The following is a 16238-nucleotide window of genomic DNA, read 5'->3' as shown; positions in this document are numbered from 1 at the left end:
TCTTCTTTTTCCGCGGCTCTCCTCGGCTCATCGGCGGTCCAATCGAACGACGCATTCGATATGTGGTGTATGCGGAAAGAGATCAAAGGGCTGGACGGCACACACCTTATAGGCCTGTGACAAGGCCGAGAGATCCCGAGCCAGGGTCGACGGATTGCAGGACACCGCAACAATACGGCGCGGCGCAAGTTCAAGGAGCATTCTGACCACCTTGGGGTGCATGCCTGATCGGGGTGGATCGGTGACGATCACGTCCGGTGGTCCCCCAAACATGTTCAAGGAATGCTGGCGAAGCACGTCTTTGAGGTCCCCGGCAAAGAAATGGCAATTGTCGACGCCGTTGAGCGCCGCGTTTCGGTAGGCGTCCGCCACCGCCTCTTCCACCAGCTCAAAGCCGGATACTTTGCGGGCTTGTGCCGCCAGGGTCAAAGCGATGCTGCCGGTGCCGCAATACAGGTCCCATACCGTTTCCGTGCCCGTCAATGCGGCACTTTCCAAAACCGCCGCATAAAGCTTTTCCGCGCCAAGGGTATTCGTCTGAAAAAAGGATTGGGCGGAAACACGAAAGCGAAGCCGCCCCACATGTTCCTCAATGGCTCCCGAACCCCAAAGGATCCGAGGGGCCTCGCCCTGAGCCACTTGGGCTCGGGAGCGATTGATGGAATGCACAAAGGTGGTCACCGGCGGTCCTTGGGATTCCAGCTCTCGGGCCGCCCGCTCCACGGTTCGATGCACCTCGGGCGCATCCGCCGTGATGAGGTGAACAAGTCGCTGCCCGGTCTTTTTGGATTCGCGCACCACCACAAAGCGCCACACTCCCTGATGGGTGCGAATATGATAGGGAGCCAAACCGCTTTCCTTGGCCGCACGTCGAAGGATGTCCACCACGACCATGGCTTCCGGAGACTCCAGACGGCAGTCATGCACGTCAAAGACGCGGTCGTATCGATTGCGCACATGCAATCCCAGGGCGAAAGTCCGGTCATAAGCCACCTCCGAGCACGCCACTTCGTCGGAAGACAGCCACCGATAGGCCGAAAAGGTAAATTCCATCTTGTTGCGGTACCCATAAAGGACAGGGGACGGCGTCACTGGAAAAATGGGAAAGTCCACAGGCTCCCGAGGCTCAAGAAGACATTCCCTCACATGGCGATGTTTCCACGCCAGTTGCTCTGCATAGGCCAAATCCTGCCAAAGGCAACCGCCGCACACTCCAAAATGGGCACAGGCCGGGTCCACCTGATCCGGGGACCGCTCCAAGACTTCAAGGACTTGCGCCTCAGCGTAATTGGCTTTCTTTTTGGTGATGCGCACGCGAACCCTTTGGCCTGGTAAGGCTCGATCCATGAGCACCACAAAGCCATCAAGGCGGCTGAGGGCTTTGCCTCCGAAAATCAACTTGTCCACAAAGAGCGCCAGTTCGCTGCCCTTGCGAAGGGATTCCATCGTTTTCTCGTCCCTTTCACGTCCGCAAATCTCTGGTGCGTCACAGGACATCTATGTTAATAGATACGTCCTCGGAAAACCAGAACCTTTGTTCCGCAACCACGCCATCCCAAAGAACGGTGATGAAGACTCGACCCATGCGATCCTTGCGCACCTATGGAAAACTGATCAAATTCAGCCACACGGTTTTCGCCCTGCCGTTCGCGCTGGCCGCCGTCACTTTGGCCCATCGGGAAAAACCTCTGACGATCTCGACGCTTTTTTGGATTGTTGTGGCCATGGTGGGAGCCCGTTCCGCGGCCATGGGATTCAACCGTTTGGTGGACGTTCGCTTTGACCGTTTGAATCCCAGAACGGCCGACCGGCCGTCGGTTACCGGAGAGATTTCCATGCAGGCCATGGTCTGCTTCATTGGGGGCTCTTCGCTCGTGTTCCTGCTGAGCGCCGCCATGTTGGGACCCTTGTGTCTGAAGTTGGCCCTGCCATGCCTTGCTGTGCTCTTTGGGTATTCCTACACTAAACGGTTCACGGCGGCTTCGCACCTGTATCTTGGGACCGCCATCGGGCTTGCCCCCCTGGGCGCATGGATCGCGGTCACCGGATCCTTCGATGGGCGCATCCTTTGGCTCTCTGGGGCGCTCATGACGTACATCGCCGGTTTTGACATCCTCTATGCCTGCCAGGATGTGGACTTTGACCGGTCCACGGGTTTGCACAGCCTGCCGTCCCGGTGGGGCATTGCAAAAGCTTTGCGTTTTTCCGCAACCCTGCACGCCGTCACTGTCATCTGCCTTGTGGCCCTGGGGCTGACCTTTCACAGGGGCCGTGTCTTTTATCTCTCTCTTTGCGTCATTGCGGGCCTTCTTGTCCTGGAACACCGGCTGGTGCGCCCTCATCGGCTCGACCGTATTCCCATTGCCTTTTTCCATGTTAACAGCGTGGTTTCCATCCTTTTGCTCGCTGCTGTGTGGCTGGATACCCTGTGGACGACCTAGGTCACGGAGTGTTTCCGTTTTGGCTTGGGCTTGAGGAGACTGCTCGTGTTCAATGTGTCTTTGGAAAAAAGCCCGCACCGCATGGGCTCTATGTTCGATCGCATTGCCAGGACGTATGATCTGCTCAACCATGCCCTCTCCTTGGGGCTGGACGTGTGGTGGCGCCGACAGGCGGTGGGCGCACTGTGGCGTTTAGCGCCCCAGGCGCAACGGGTGCTGGATGTGGCCACGGGAACAGGAGATCTGGCTTTTGCGGCGTTGCGAGGCCGTCCCAGCGTGACGGTGATCGGCCTGGACGTGGCTCGTAACATGCTGCGCATCGCTGCCACAAAACGCCGTGCCGCCGGTGTGGCTTCAATCCGCTACGGCCTTGTAACCGCCAACGCCATGAAAATGCCTTTTCCGGACAAGTCCTTTGATGCTCTCATGATCGCCTACGGCATTCGAAACCTGCCCGATATTTCCGAAGCTTTTCAAGAATTTCATCGCGTGCTGCGTCCCGAAGGTCATTTGCTCATCTTGGAATTCAGCCTGCCACGACAGCCCGTATTGAAAAAGGCTTATAGGCTGTACTTTGAAAAAATGCTTCCGCACCTGGGCGCCTGGGTATCTCGAGACCGCGAGGCCTACCGCTACCTGCCGGCATCCGTTGGGGCGTTTATCACGCCGGAAGCCATGAGCGGCCTCGGGGCGGCGCACGGTTTTGAAACACGCCGTATACGGCTACTGACGGGGGGAATCACCTACTATTGGATCGGCCGTTGCACAAAGGATGTCTCATGAAAACAGCCTACAAAAATCTTCGGGATTTCGTTCGGGTTCTGGAAAAAGAAGGCGAATTGTTGCGCATCACGGCGCCCGTCTCTCGGGATTTGGAAATCACGCAGATCACGGACATCGTGTGCAAGAGCCCGGGCGGGGGCAAAGCACTTCTGTTTGAAAACGTCGTGGAATCCCCTTTTCCTGTGCTCACCAACGCCTTTGGCAGCGAAAAGCGCATTTGCATGGCTTTGGGCGTGCGCCATTTGGACGACCTGGCGGCTCGAGTGCGCCGATTCCTTGAAATCGAACCACCCAAGTCCCTAGGGCACGCGGTGCGCTTACTGCCTTTGGGCCTGGACCTTTTGCGTTTTGTGCCGCGAAAGGTTCGCAAAGGCCCCTGTCAAGAGGTGGTGCTTCGCGGAGCCGACCTGGACTTGAACCGATTGCCCGTGCTCAAATGCTGGCCCAAAGACGGAGGGCCCTTTGTGACCCTTCCCGTCGTCATCACGCGCAGCCTCAAGACCGCTAAACGCAATGCGGGCATGTACCGACTGCAAGTCTACGATGCCAAAACCACGGGCATGCACTGGCATATTCACAAGGATGGATCGCATTATTTTCAGGAATACCGGGCCGCTGGCAAGCCCATGCCCGTGGCTGTGGCCGTAGGAACCGACCCGGCGACCACCTACGCCGCCACAGCGCCGCTGCCTCGCGGTGTGGACGAAATCATTCTTTCGGGATTCATCCGTCGAGCCCCCGTGCCCATGACACGAGCCGTGACCGTGCCGCTGGATGTGCCCGCCGAAGCGGAATTTATTCTGGAAGGGTACGTGGATCCCGAAGAGCTTCGCCTTGAAGGCCCCTTTGGTGATCATACGGGATACTATTCCTTGACGGATCTTTATCCCGTCTTTCATCTTACAGCCATCACACACCGCAAGAATCCCATTTACCCGGCCACCATTGTGGGTCGGCCTCCCATGGAAGACTGTTACCTGGCCAAGGCCACGGAACGGCTTTTTCTTCCGCTGCTGCAAACGGTGTTACCGGAAATCAAGGATTATTGGCTGCCTTGGGAAGGGGTGTTTCACAACATCACCGTGGTCGCTCTGGAAAAAGAATACCCAGGCCATGCGCGCAAAGTGATGAGCGCCCTGTGGGGACAGGGCCAGATGAGTTTCTGCAAAGCCTTGGTCATGGTGGATGCCCACGTGGACCTGCATCGCCCCGAAAGGGTGCTGGAAACGGTGCTGAACACCGTGGATTTGGAGCGAGATCTCTACGTCACAGAAGGGGTCCTGGATGTGTTGGACCACAGCGCCCCGGAACCGCTCTTTGGCGGCAAAGTGGGCTTGGACGCCACCGCTCGATGGGCTTCGGAACCCCAAAGAGCTCAACGGCCCCGGCCCGCCTCATGGCCCGCCGATGCTCAGCTGCTCACCAGTGTTCGCCAAATCAGTGAAAGATTCACAGGATGTCGGCGGGTGCCTTTGGACGTCTTGAATCCCGTCCTTTTGCTGAACGTCATCAAGGACGGCACCCTGTCCGCCCTTTCCCTGGCACCGGCCTTGATGGACGCCGAATCGCTCAAACCCTTTGCCGTCTTCGTGCTATATGATCAGGACATCGCCCTGCAGGATGGGTCCATGGTGTTGTGGAAACTCTTTAACAATGTGGACCCGCTTCGGGACATCTTCCGCAAAGGGCCTCGGATCCTGATCGATGCCACTAAAAAAGGACCCGAAGACGGCCACCTTCGCCCTTGGCCCGACGACATCGCCATGGACCCGGAAGTGGTTCAGCGCGTGCGCCGCCGCGCGCAAGAACTGGGCATCGCCGCCTACCTTGACGAAAAAAAAGGTTAACCCAAGTTTGTCACTTTTACATCGCCTTTTCTGAAACCCACTATAAGGGTCTCAAATGGTTAGATGAGCATGATCAAAGAAAACCCCCATTTGAGCCTCCAAAACTGACAAACTCGGGTTAACGTTCCAGGAGCTGGCTAGCCCAGACGGGGTTTTCGATCTTTTTGTTTTCCAAATGCATGATCGCGTAGATCATGTTGTTGTAAGGCACAGGCACCCCATGGGCCTGGCCCAGCCTCACCACCATGCCGTTGAGGGCTTCCACTTCCGTCTTGCGGTGCCATTCCAGGTCGCGCAGCATGGAACACTTGAACTTGCGGTTGTAGGAGTAGGCCAGAGCCAAAGCTTCTTCCACGGCGTTGTCCGGCAATCCGATCCCGCATTTCTTGGAAAGCTCAAAGACCTCTTTTATGGTCCCTTCCAGGACCTCGCGCGTCTTTGGGCAATCCAAAATCAGGCCCAGCGCCGCCCGTCCCAGAGTGCTCACCCCGTGCACACCGCATATAAAGAGAAACTTGGCCCACAGGACCTTTTGAATGTTGTCGGACACCTCGGCATCAATGCCGGCACGGTGAAAAGTTTCCAAAATTCTTTGAACCCGCTCCGTGCGCTCCCCGGAAAATTCCCCGAAAATAATTTTTCCGGGTTTGCCCGTGTGCGCGATCACACCCGGAGACGCGATGGTGGATTCGATAAAGACGGTCCCGGGCAAGATTTTTTCTTCAGCGAAGACCTGGGCAAGCCTTTCCACATTGTCAATGCCGTTTTGAAGCGTGAGAATGGATGTGTCGGCTTCTACCATGGGGGAGACAAAACGAGCGGCCTTTTCGGTATCGTGGGATTTGACGCAAAAAAAGCACCAAATCGACCGGGCCGATTTCTTCCGGCTCTGAAGTGGCGTGAATGCGCACACGAAAATTATCGTTGTTGGTGACCACCTCCAAGCCTTCTTCCTGCAAGGCCTCCAAGTGCTTGCCTCGAGCCACAAAGTGGATGTCCAGGCCGGCGCGCGCCAGAAAACCTCCGAAGTAGCCACCAACCCCTCCGGTTCCCATGACCCCGATCTTCATTGATCGCTCCTTGTCGCTCAATACCTCGACCTTTAAGGATGTTCCTTCGCGAAGCCCTCCTTGAACCGCCTTCCGGTGCCCTTTCCGGACAAATCCGGATATGTATAGCGCCCTGCTCAGGTCTCGTCAAACCTTGCCAATCGCTTTGACAAAGCCGCGCAAACCATTCACTATACTTTTCGGTTTTTCGCATCTGTTGGGCCGTCAGATTCTAAGCCGTCGGCATCGCCTCGGCGGCGAATGCGCTCGGGAGAATGCCAAGTCATGAAAAATGTCTTTGACAATGTACTCCAGGCCGTCGGCAACACCCCTCTGATTCGCATCAACCGCCTTAACCCCAATCCACGAACCACCATCTACGCCAAGCTGGAGTGCAAAAATCCCGGCGGCTCCATCAAGGACCGCCCGGCATTGTTCATGATTGAAGCGGCGGAACGCAGCGGAGAACTGACGCCTCAGAAAACCATCATTGAAGCGACCAGCGGCAACACCGGCATCGGGTTGGCTGTGGTGGCCGCCGTTAAGGGATACCGCCTCATTTTGGCCATGCCTGAAACAGCCAGCACGGAACGCCAGAAAATCCTTAAGGCCCTGGGCGCCGAACTGCTGCTCACTCCGGGAGCCCTGGGCACCGACGGCGCCATCGAAGAAGTCTATCGCATGGTGCGGGAACATCCCGACAAGTATTTCCTGGCCGACCAATTCAACAACCCGGCCAATCCCGAGGCGCACTATCGAGGAACCGGCCCGGAGATTTTTGAGCAAACCGAAGGACGGGTCAACGTCGTGGTGACCACGCTGGGCACCAGCGGCACGGCCATGGGCATCTTTCAAGCCATGAAGGAACGCAATCCCGCCATTGAAGTGGTCGCGGTGGAGCCCTACCCGGGACACAAGATTCAAGGCCTCAAGAACATGAAAGAATCCTATGTGCCGGGCATCTTTGATCGCCACAAGCTGGACCGCATCATTCATGTGAAAGACGAGGAGGCTTTTGAAATGGCGCGGCGATTGGCCCGCGAAGAAGGGATCTTTGTGGGCATGAGTTCCGGAGCCTGCATGGCCGCGGCCGTGGAAATCGCCAAGGAACGGGAAAGCGGCGTGATTGTGGCCGTCCTGCCCGACGGCGGTGACCGCTACCTGAGCACCAACCTTTTCACCACTATGCTGGAGCCGGATTTTCGCTTTTTCGATTTTCTGCAGCGCAGCAAAGTGGACTTCAAACCCGTCTTGGAAGGCAAAATCCGCATAGCGGTCACGGGCCCCCCCTTGGATTCCTGCCTCTCCCTGGAAACCGCTCGAAGGCTCATGCTGGCGGATATTCTCACGCGGTTTGTCCGGGCCAAAGGATTTCGTACGGAAACCATCGTCCTGCTTCCCGACCTGGATAGCCGCTCCATTCAGTGCGCCTTGGAAAAGAACGCCGCTCTGGAAGACTACGTGGAAGAGCGCATCTCGATTTTTTCATCGGAATTGCACAAGCTGGGCATGGCCCCGCAATTGGCCCTGACCAAAACAAGCGACCATCTGGAGGCTGTCGTCAACCTGGTGCGCTCCCTGCTCAAGAAAGGCGTGGCTTACGAAAAGCTGCGCTCCGTCTATTTCAGTGTGGCGCAAGTCGACGACTACGGAAGACTGCCCCGCATCGATCCCAGGAAAGTTCGGGTCGGATCTTCCGTGGACCTGAGCGCTTACGAGAAATTGAATCCGCGCGATTTTGCTCTGTTGAAGAGGGCTACGCTGGCCGAGCTCAAACGCGGTCACTATATCAAGACCGAATGGGGCAATGTGGTGCCCACCTGGCATATCGCCACAGCCGCCATGGTCACGGATCAGATGGGATTTCCCGTGGACATCTGTGTCAGTGCCATGGATTTTCTGTTTCCTCACCTGGAAAATCTGCGCACCATCGCCGCCGCCTTTGCCGGAAAGCCCTATGCCAACACGTGGCTTCTGTGCGAAAAGATTCAAAGCGCGGAAGAGCACAACGGGACACCATCCAGAAATAAAGAACCTACAAGGCCTCTGACCCTTGAAGACCTCTATGCCCAAGGGCTGACCCCCGCTGAAGTGCGCTTCTGGTTCATCGCATCCCATTACCGCAAGCCCATGCGGGTTTCCAAGCAAAGCCTTCAAAGCGCCGTTCGGGGACTCAAAAGGGTTCGGGAACTCATCCATCGACTGCGTCATCATCCGGTGCATGACGGTAGCGTCAACGGCGTGGAAGAGGAAGTGTTTTCGCTGGAACGTGACTTTTTTGACGCCCTGGCCGACGACGTGAATACGCCCAAAGCTCTGGCGGCTCTTTTTGATTTCGTCCGTAAGATGCATCTGCGCATGGAACAAGGTCCTCTTGCGCCCCGAGCCAAGGAAGCCGCCTTCAAAGCGGTGGAGAGCGTGGATCGCATCTTGGGCCTTTTTGAGCTGGATCTTCGCCCCTTGTCGGAGCACGAAAAGGCCCTTTTGGACGAAAGGGAAGCTGCCCGCTCGCGAAAGGATTGGGCTCGAGCCGACGCGCTTCGAGAAGAACTGCGCCGCCGGGGCATCATGGTTCGAGATACCGCTCACGGGCCGATTTGGGAACGGGTTTCATGATTCGGGCTTACCCGCCATCGACGCGACTCGGCAGCCCCTTCGGACAATGAACAACCCGTCGCTTAAACCTTCTTCAATCCAGGCCCAAAACGCGCCGCAGTCGGCTTCCCTCTTCAGGTTTCAGGGGATAGGCCGCTGCATGCCCGGCGAAGTTACGAAGGACCACATGATCGGGGTCCACGCGCACCACGGCCGACGCCGTAATGGGCACCTTTCCCAACCCGTTGGGAAGATCCACCACGAAATGGGGAATGGCCAGCCCGGAAATCCGGTTGCGCAAAGCCGCCATGAGTTCCGCTCCGGCCGCCAGGGGGGTTCGAAAGTGGGCCGTGCCCTGCATGAGGTCCATGTGCAGCAGGTAATAGGGACGGACCCTCAGGCTCAGGAGTTCCGTGAACAGGGTACCCAGGACTTCGGCCGAGTCGTTGATGTCCTTGAGCAGCACCGTTTGGCTGCCCAGAGGGATGCCGGCATCGGCCAACAGGCGGCAGGCTTCACGGCTCTCTTGGGTGATTTCCCACGGATGATTCACATGGATGTTCATGTACAATGGGCCGTAAGCCGCCAGGCGCCGCGCCACAGCGGGCGTGACGCGCCCCGGATCGGCAAAAGGCACACGCGTGCCCAGGCGAAGGAGGCGCACATGAGGAATTTCCCGCACCTTGGCCGCCAGCTCTTCCAGGCGTTCCCAAGGCAGCATGAGCGGATCGCCCCCGGAAAGAATCACATCATGGATGGCGGGGTTTTTTCGAATGTAGCGCAGGGCCTCGCCAATGAGCTCGTCGCTGAGAGGCAGCGGGTGAGTCCAGCGCCGTTTCCGCGTGCAAAAACGGCAATGCACAGCACAGGCATCAGTGACAATCCACAGCACACGATCGGGATACCGATGCACCAGGTTGGGTACAGGCGACCGGCTCTCTTCACCCAAGGGATCCTTCAGACCTGCAGGGTCGCTTTCGTCCAGCTCCCTTGAGTCCGGCACCACCTGTCGCCACAAAGGATCCTCCGGAGCGCGGATCAGATCGGCAAAGTGACGACTCAGAACGAATGGATAGACCCGATGGACCGCCATCCAGGGGGTCACGGGCATTTTCCAATGCGCGGCAAATTCTTCAAGAGAAATCACTGCCTTTTCGCCTCGATGCAATGATTCTTTGGTGGAGGGAAAGTGTTCCCGTCCTGGTTACGCATCTACGGCCGACGTCATGTCCTGGGTTTGCTGGGTCTGGGTTTTTCATCCGGTCTGCCTCTGGCCCTGACGGGCAGCACGTTGCAAGCCTGGATGATGTCGGAAAAGGTGGACATTCGCCTCATCGGCCTCTTTTCCCTCGTCGGTCTTCCCTACACGCTCAAGGTGGTCTGGGCGCCCCTGATGGACCGCTTTCCTGCACCTTGGCTCGGCAGGCGTCGAGGTTGGATCCTTACCACCCAGTTCCTTCTCAGTGCAAGCCTTCTGATTCTGGGATCGCTCAGCCCCCCGCGTCATTTGCGCATGGTCGCCGCCTTGGCCCTTCTGACCGCCTTTTGGAGCGCCAGTCAGGATATCGTGATCGACGCCTACCGGGCGGAAGTCCTCCCCGATTCGGACAAAGGCGCGGGAGCGGCCGTGAGCGTCGTGGGGTATCGGCTGGCCATGCTCACGTCCGGAGCCATGGCGTTGATCCTATCCGATCATATGGCATGGCGGACCGTCTACTGCACCATGGGCCTGCTCATGGGCGCCTGCGCCCTGTGGACTTTTCTCTGCCCGGAACCGACACAAAACGACGAGACGACCGCCGCCGTTCCCAAGAGTCTCAAGGAAACCGTGTGGGCTCCTTTGACCAACTACTTTGCCCGGCCCGGCGCCGTGGTCATGCTGGCTTTTGTCATGGTCTTCAAACTCAGTGACGCTTTGGCGGGCGCGTTAACTACACCGTTCCTGCTGGAGTTGGGCTTTACACGAACCGATGTGGGGACCGTCAACAAGGCCTTCGGGTTGGTAAGCACCATCGTGGGCACATTGATCGGTGGCGCGCTGGTGCATCGCCTGGGCATCCCCCGGTCTTTGTGGGTGGCGGCATTCCTTCAGGCTTTTTCCAACCTCGCCTTTGTGGGTCTGGCCTTGGCAGGGCCGAATTACGCGTTTCTGGTTGGAGCCGTCGCCCTGGAACACCTGTGCGGGGGTGTGGGCACGGCGGCCTTTTTAGCTTTCCTCATGAGCCTGTGCGACCGACGCTACACCGCCACGCAGTACGCGCTCCTCTCAAGTCTGATGGCCATCTCCAGAGTTTTGGCTGGAACACCCACAGGATTCATGGTCGCCGCCTTGGGATGGCCGTGGTTTTACACCCTTAGTGTCTTGGGCGCCCTGCCGGGCATTGTGCTTCTGCCGCGCTTTGCCCCCTGGCGCCGCCGGCCGTCATCCGCCTCTTTTCCCTGATTGCATGTCCCATGGACCTTGGTGAGGGAAGGAAGATTTTCCAGCGCATCTGAAACCCTTGATCGTTTGAGATGGTTATGCTGCCACAGCTATTTCCGGAACAAAACGTGTATGAAGACACGGACGGAGATGGCCTGATCGATCGCATCTCCGTCAGGCTCATCCTCCCTCGAAACCTATCAAGCAGCCTCGTTTGGGCGGAAGCGGCCCACGTGGCCTGCCGCTGGGCTTTTGAGTCGCTGCGCCTGGAAGCGCCCCTGGTGCGATTTCGTCAACCTCAAGGCAACCATCCCCATGTGATGCTTCGCCTTTCGGCCCGAGTTAGCGACAAGGCTTCGTCATCGTCGACGGTCCGTGTGGTTCGAGAAAGCCCTGTGCGAGTCGTCGCCACCGGCGGTTCACCACAGTCCATGGCCTCTTTCCTTCGCCTATTGGCCGTCTCAGATGCCCTCGACCTGCCGAATCTTCCCGGGACCTGGTCTGTTCTTCAATGGATACCTAGTGAACAGACGCTCCTGGTGTGGAAAGAAAGTGATTCCAAGAAGCCGTCCCTGATGCATCGCATCGCCCTGGCCAAGGCGGTCCTCTTGGAACTTTCTCCTTCGCCCCACATGTCACATCGAGATGCAGCCCACATCCGCAAACTCGATCTCCTGAATCTTTCGAGTCCACACGGCATTTTTCGAAGACTCGGAGAGGATCCGAGGCAGCGCGCTCTTTGCTTGAACGTTATTCTGCCTTTCCCGAGATTGTCCTCCGGGACAGGACGGACCCTCTGCCACGTCCTATCTCTCGTGAGCTTGCAAGCCACTCAGATTGATCTCCCCTTCGTTTCTGTGGGCCCTGTGGTCCATGACAGCCTCATTTTGGAACTGCGCGAGGACGCCTCCAGCCCCGAGGCCTTGGTTCACGTCTCCAATGAAAATCCCGGGCAACTCATTGTTCAGGGTTCACCAGCAGCTCTCAAGAGGGTTCTTGAGGGCTGGCTTCTTTGGACGATTCGTGAGCCTGGTCCCGGTGCGGAGCCCATCATGGCTCTGCGTGAAAAGATGGAGTTGATCACGAGGCTTTGGCCAGCACCAGCGACCGTCTTAGACTCGGGGTCTTGTTCCTCCCTGAAACAGGAAATCGTGTGGAAAGCTGAAGACCTTCGACTGGAAAAGTTGGTCAAAAAAAATGCCTTCGGGGCAGGGCCCTCTTTGCGCGATTGTTTTCGTCAGCAAACCTGAACCGGTGCGGCGTCGCCTGAAGGCTCGTTTGGAAAAAACACTTCGAGCCAAGGGTTATGAACCATCCCTGGAAGTCTTTAACGCCTAAAAACCTGACTTTGTTGGCTTCTGGAAAAGATGCTCCCTGCCCTTGAGCTTCTCCACAAGGAAAAAGCCACGCGCATCCACGCAGTGGAACTTTGTTTTGCCCCCTTTGTGGGCCCTCACGGCACCATGGAAACCCGCACACGCAGGCTCCAGGAAATTTATCCAGCGCCGGACCTTCTGGCGCGAAGCCTTCAATGGGATGTGTCGAGAATCCGCATTCGATTGGTTCCAAACCAGCGGGCCGCTTATCGCGTACGGGCCTGGGACTCGAAAGGGCAGCTTTTGCTGGAGGAGGCCCTGAATCCCCGATGGACGGCGCTTCCCTATTTCGGGCGGATCACCCCTGCAAAAAGGGTTCATCCTACGACGTCAGGGATCCGCATGGTCCAGGGATCGCGTGTTCTTCTGGACCGATCCATTCCCACGGACCGGGAGGTGTTTTGGAGGGTTTTCGGGAAAAGATGGTTACCGGCGCTACTGAAGTCTATGGAACGACGCGTGGTTTCAGGCCATACTCCGTGGCCTCGGGCTTTCTGGAAAGAGATCCGCATCGACGTCATCATGGAGGAAACGGAAAAGGCCCTCGATCTGGACCAGGAGAGGCTTTCGCCCATGGAGGCGCTTCACGAGGATGTGTATTTTACGATGTTGGACGCCTACAAAGACTTTGCTGAACGCCACGGCCTTGGCCAGTCCCTGCATCTGGGGCAGATCATGCCTTTCGTGGCGTGGAAAAGCCCTCGAGGACGCGCCAAAGCGCGCTTTGAGGCGCGACCGTTTACGGGATCCATGGCTGGTTGCGCATCCCTCGGCGGTTCGACACACCCACAGGGTCCTTTCGGGAAAGAGGACGGTTCAGGCACCGTATGGCTGCGCTGTCACAAGAGACACTGGCATGTGGGAATCCTTCTTTCCTCGTCCACAGACCTGCGGGCTGCACACAACCTGGCGAATATCCTTCCTCGGCTCGGCCTGGAGTGCGTTGCAACGCACCAGAGCGAGATGATCCTTCGATGTCCCGCTCCACGGCGCAAACGTTCCCAAGCCACAGCGCCTCGAAGGAAAACCCTGGCTTCGCCGCCGACAGACCGCATCCTTTCCATGCGGGACGTGGCCCATTGGGTGCGAAAACTTTCGAGCTTACCTGGACTCCGGTTTTGGGAAGCGGCCAAGAGCTCTCAGGGCCGGGCGGTCTGGGCTCTTGAGGCCGCTCTTCCATGCCCTTCTCCGGCCGTCTCACAGGCGCGCCTGCGGCTCTTGAAGCCGACCTTAGTCTTCAACGCGCGCCATCACGCCAATGAAGTGTCCGGCACGGAAGCCGCGCTTTTTTCCGCTTGGACGGTGGGGGCCACAGACACTGGACGGGCACTCCTTCGAAAGGTCAACCTCCTGTGGATTCCTGCGGAAAACCTGGACGGCGTCGCCGCCTTTGAACGCCTTTTTGGAAGGCGCCCGGCCACAAACTGCACGCAGCACGCTACAATGCCTTGGGCTGCGAGTTTTACGAAGACTATTTTCTCCCAAGGCCTCGGCTTCCCGAAGCCTTGGCCAAGCGCCGCGCCTGGGAACGATGGCTTCCCGAAATGATCCTGGACGGTCACGGCGTTCCAAGCCACGAATGGAATCAGCCCTTTTCCGGGTATCTTCCGGGAATGTTTGCTGAGCACTGGATCCCTCGAGCCTTCCTCTACGTCTATCTTCCCTACCTCAATGAACCTGAAAATCCTTGCCATTCGTGGGCTCTGCACCTCGCTCAGAGCATTCAACGTCATGTGCACAATGATGCTGATCTGGTGCAAAAAAACGATGAAATTCGAGAACGCTATCAACGTTATGCCCAGCGTTGGGAGCCGCAGATCTTTCCATTCGTGACGCAAGGCCCTCTGGCCTTGCTGCCTCCCGTGGCGCGGGTCGCCCAGCTCCACTACAGCGCTCAGCGGCCTCGAGTCACCCGCCTTGAAGTGGTCACTGAAGTGGTGGATGAAGTGGCCGAAGGCCCATGGCTCAACCTGTGCGTGCAAGGCCATCTGGCGGTGTGGAAGGCCATGATCGAGGTGTTGCAGGCCCGGGCCAAAAAGGCTATCAAAACAGTCGCCATCTCCGGCCGTCGGGTGCGGCTTTCGTGGGGATGCGAGCCCATGAACCCAACATGAAAAGGAGGACGCTATGCGGAAGTGGTTCGTGCTCTTGGCTTTTCTAGGAAGCCTTGGTACAGGTCTGGGGATGACGGCCGATCAAGCCCCTATGGACGGCACATTGATTTGGGGCCGAGGCGGGGATTGGGTTTCCTTGGATTTGGCTCAGGCCACCGATGGAGAATCCATCAAAGCAGGGATTCAGATCTATGAAAATCTTGTGAAGTTTGGGGACAACTCCATGGCCATCGAACCTCAGTTGGCCACGTCTTGGGAAGTAAGCGCGGACGGCCTCACCTGGACGTTTCACCTGCGCAAGGGGGTCACTTTCCACGACGGCACCCCATTGAACGCCCAGGCGGTCTATGACTCTTTTGCCCGGGTGATCGACAAGAACCATCCGTTTCACAGCTACGGCAAATGGGCTTACCTGAACCTGTCGTTGGGTATGGTGGAACAGGTCAAGGTGGTGGATGAGTTCACGGTGCAGTTGATCACCAAAAAACCTTATGCTCCGCTCCTCAATAACCTGGCCCTCTGGCTCTGTCCCATCGTCTCCCCCAAGGCCTTGGCCGAATACAAGGACCAGATCGGCTTGCATCCCGTAGGGACAGGGCCCTTCAAATTTGTCAGATGGGTCAAAGACGATCAGATCATTTTGGAACGAAACGACAACTACTGGGGCGACAAGGCCAAGGTGTAGCGGATGATTTTAAAGGCCATCCCTGAACCCTCTGCGCGACTCATGGCGCTTCAGTCAGGCACCGTGGATATCGCCGACGATTTGGATCCCGATTCCATCGCTGTGGTGAAAAAGGATCCCAACCTCAAGGTCATGGAAAGACCGAGTATCAATGTGGGTTATCTGGCCTTCAACACCGAAAAGCCCGCTCTCAAGGACCCTGGTGTCCGCCAAGCTATCAGCCACGCCATCGACAAAGACACCCTGATCAAGGCCATCTTTCAGGGCTTGGCGATTCCAGCCAAGAACCCTTTTCCACCCACCATCTGGAGCTACAACGACAGCCTTCAGCCTTATGAATACAATCCTGAAAGGCCAAGAAGCTTCTGCAGGAAGCCGGCTTTGATTTCAACACAGAACTGGAACTCTGGGCCATGCCCGTATCCCGCGCCTACCTGCCGGAACCGGGCAAAACGGCAGAGGTGATCCAGGCTTACCTAGGGGCTGTGGGCATCAAGGCTAAAATCGTCCGCTGCGACTGGGGCACTTATCTAAAAAACACAAGCAACGGTGAGCATGACATGTGCATGCTGGGTTGGTTGGGAGGCAACGCGGATCCCGACAATTTCCTCTACGGCCTGCTGTCGGCGGAGACGGCTGTCACTCCAGGTGCCGCCAACGTGGCGTTGTGGAAAAATGCGGAATTTACGGACCTGGTCAAACAGGCCAAGAAAATCTTCAGCACAGAGGAGCGGGCCAAGCTGTATATGAAGGCCCAGGAAATCTTTCATCGTGAGGCCCCTTGGGTCCCTCTGGCCCATTCTACCATCGTGCGCTGTTACAGCGGGAAACTTCATGATGTGCCGCTTCGACCCAACGGTCTGAATTCTTTTCAGATGGTCTGGAAAGAATAATAGCGGAAAGGGGCACACACTATGCCATGGGGC

The 16238-nt window shown here is 57.5% G+C and carries 12 protein-coding genes and 1 pseudogene; 9 read left to right on the top strand and 4 right to left on the bottom strand.

What is annotated here, in order from left to right; genetic code table 11:
• Window positions 1–27: 27 nt before the first annotated feature.
• Complete coding sequence (gene rlmD / locus ACUVSA_RS08580) at window positions 28–1446, bottom strand: 23S rRNA (uracil(1939)-C(5))-methyltransferase RlmD (protein WP_445894493.1); 1419 nt, start codon at window positions 1444–1446, stop codon at window positions 28–30.
• A gap of 122 nt (window positions 1447–1568) precedes the next feature.
• On the opposite strand from rlmD, the gene ACUVSA_RS08575 reads away from it, so the two are divergent.
• From ACUVSA_RS08575 to ACUVSA_RS08565, 3 genes are read left to right on the top strand one after another with little or no spacing between them, the layout of a single operon-like run.
• Entirely contained in the window at window positions 1569–2441 is an 873-nt protein-coding gene (locus ACUVSA_RS08575; protein ID WP_445894492.1) for a UbiA-like polyprenyltransferase, read from the top strand.
• Window positions 2442–2486: 45 nt separating this feature from the next.
• Window positions 2487–3224: a bifunctional demethylmenaquinone methyltransferase/2-methoxy-6-polyprenyl-1,4-benzoquinol methylase UbiE gene (gene ubiE / locus ACUVSA_RS08570; protein ID WP_445892374.1), complete on the top strand. Its 738-nt coding sequence runs from the start codon at window positions 2487–2489 to the stop codon at window positions 3222–3224.
• Entirely contained in the window at window positions 3221–5071 is a 1851-nt protein-coding gene (locus ACUVSA_RS08565) for a menaquinone biosynthesis decarboxylase (RefSeq protein WP_445894491.1), read from the top strand. Before ubiE ends, ACUVSA_RS08565 begins: the two co-directional genes overlap by 4 nt.
• A 118-nt stretch (window positions 5072–5189) precedes the next feature.
• Here ACUVSA_RS08565 and ACUVSA_RS08560 read toward each other — a convergent pair whose 3' ends face one another.
• The gene (locus ACUVSA_RS08560) at window positions 5190–5936 is read right to left on the bottom strand and encodes a ketopantoate reductase family protein (RefSeq protein WP_445894564.1); all 747 of its coding nucleotides are present in this window, start codon (window positions 5934–5936) and stop codon (window positions 5190–5192) included.
• Window positions 5827–6141 carry a ketopantoate reductase family protein gene (locus tag ACUVSA_RS08555; protein WP_445894490.1) on the bottom strand — a complete coding sequence of 105 codons (315 nt, stop codon included), beginning with the start codon at window positions 6139–6141 and terminating at the stop codon, window positions 5827–5829. Before ACUVSA_RS08555 ends, ACUVSA_RS08560 begins: the two co-directional genes overlap by 110 nt.
• Window positions 6142–6405: 264 nt before the next feature.
• On the opposite strand from ACUVSA_RS08555, the gene ACUVSA_RS08550 reads away from it, so the two are divergent.
• Window positions 6406–8736 carry a cysteine synthase gene (locus ACUVSA_RS08550; RefSeq protein ID WP_445894489.1) on the top strand — a complete coding sequence of 777 codons (2331 nt, stop codon included), beginning with the start codon at window positions 6406–6408 and terminating at the stop codon, window positions 8734–8736.
• A gap of 73 nt (window positions 8737–8809) precedes the next feature.
• Here the strand turns inward: ACUVSA_RS08550 and ACUVSA_RS08545 are convergent, their stop codons facing one another.
• Window positions 8810–9862, bottom strand: a complete 1053-nt coding sequence (locus ACUVSA_RS08545) for a KamA family radical SAM protein (protein WP_445892370.1) — start codon at window positions 9860–9862, stop codon at window positions 8810–8812.
• A gap of 42 nt (window positions 9863–9904) precedes the next feature.
• Between ACUVSA_RS08545 and ACUVSA_RS08540 the strand changes: the two genes are divergently transcribed.
• From ACUVSA_RS08540 to ACUVSA_RS08520, 5 genes and pseudogenes are all read left to right on the top strand, one after another.
• Window positions 9905–11158 carry an AmpG family muropeptide MFS transporter gene (locus ACUVSA_RS08540; RefSeq protein ID WP_445894488.1) on the top strand — a complete coding sequence of 418 codons (1254 nt, stop codon included), beginning with the start codon at window positions 9905–9907 and terminating at the stop codon, window positions 11156–11158.
• A 77-nt stretch (window positions 11159–11235) separates the two neighbouring features.
• Window positions 11236–12387, top strand: coding sequence for a hypothetical protein (locus ACUVSA_RS08535; protein ID WP_445894487.1), 1152 nt, complete (start codon window positions 11236–11238; stop codon window positions 12385–12387).
• Window positions 12388–12558: 171 nt separating this feature from the next.
• Window positions 12559–14061 carry a M14 family zinc carboxypeptidase gene (locus tag ACUVSA_RS08530; RefSeq protein ID WP_445894486.1) on the top strand — a complete coding sequence of 501 codons (1503 nt, stop codon included), beginning with the start codon at window positions 12559–12561 and terminating at the stop codon, window positions 14059–14061.
• Window positions 14019–14627 carry a hypothetical protein gene (locus ACUVSA_RS08525; RefSeq protein ID WP_445894485.1) on the top strand — a complete coding sequence of 203 codons (609 nt, stop codon included), beginning with the start codon at window positions 14019–14021 and terminating at the stop codon, window positions 14625–14627. The genes ACUVSA_RS08530 and ACUVSA_RS08525 overlap by 43 nt, the downstream gene beginning before the upstream one ends.
• A 13-nt stretch (window positions 14628–14640) precedes the next feature.
• Window positions 14641–16205 (top strand): annotated as a pseudogene (locus ACUVSA_RS08520) (ABC transporter substrate-binding protein).
• Window positions 16206–16238 lie beyond the last annotated feature (33 nt).

The sequence above is a fragment of the Desulfosoma sp. genome (assembly GCF_052743555.1).
Note: the sequence above shows the minus strand (reverse complement) of the source record. Positions and strands in the feature narration are given on the sequence as shown.

Excerpts from the sequence above, each read along its gene's own strand:
- rlmD (WP_445894493.1), bottom strand. The coding sequence starts at position 1,446 with ATGGAATCCCTTCGCAAGGGCAGCGAACTGGCGCTCTTTGTGGACAAG.
- ACUVSA_RS08575 (WP_445894492.1), top strand. The coding sequence starts at position 1,569 with ATGAAGACTCGACCCATGCGATCCTTGCGCACCTATGGAAAACTGATC.
- ACUVSA_RS08565 (WP_445894491.1), top strand. The coding sequence starts at position 3,221 with ATGAAAACAGCCTACAAAAATCTTCGGGATTTCGTTCGGGTTCTGGAA.
- ACUVSA_RS08555 (WP_445894490.1), bottom strand. The coding sequence starts at position 6,141 with ATGAAGATCGGGGTCATGGGAACCGGAGGGGTTGGTGGCTACTTCGGA.
- ACUVSA_RS08550 (WP_445894489.1), top strand. The coding sequence starts at position 6,406 with ATGAAAAATGTCTTTGACAATGTACTCCAGGCCGTCGGCAACACCCCT.
- ACUVSA_RS08535 (WP_445894487.1), top strand. The coding sequence starts at position 11,236 with ATGCTGCCACAGCTATTTCCGGAACAAAACGTGTATGAAGACACGGAC.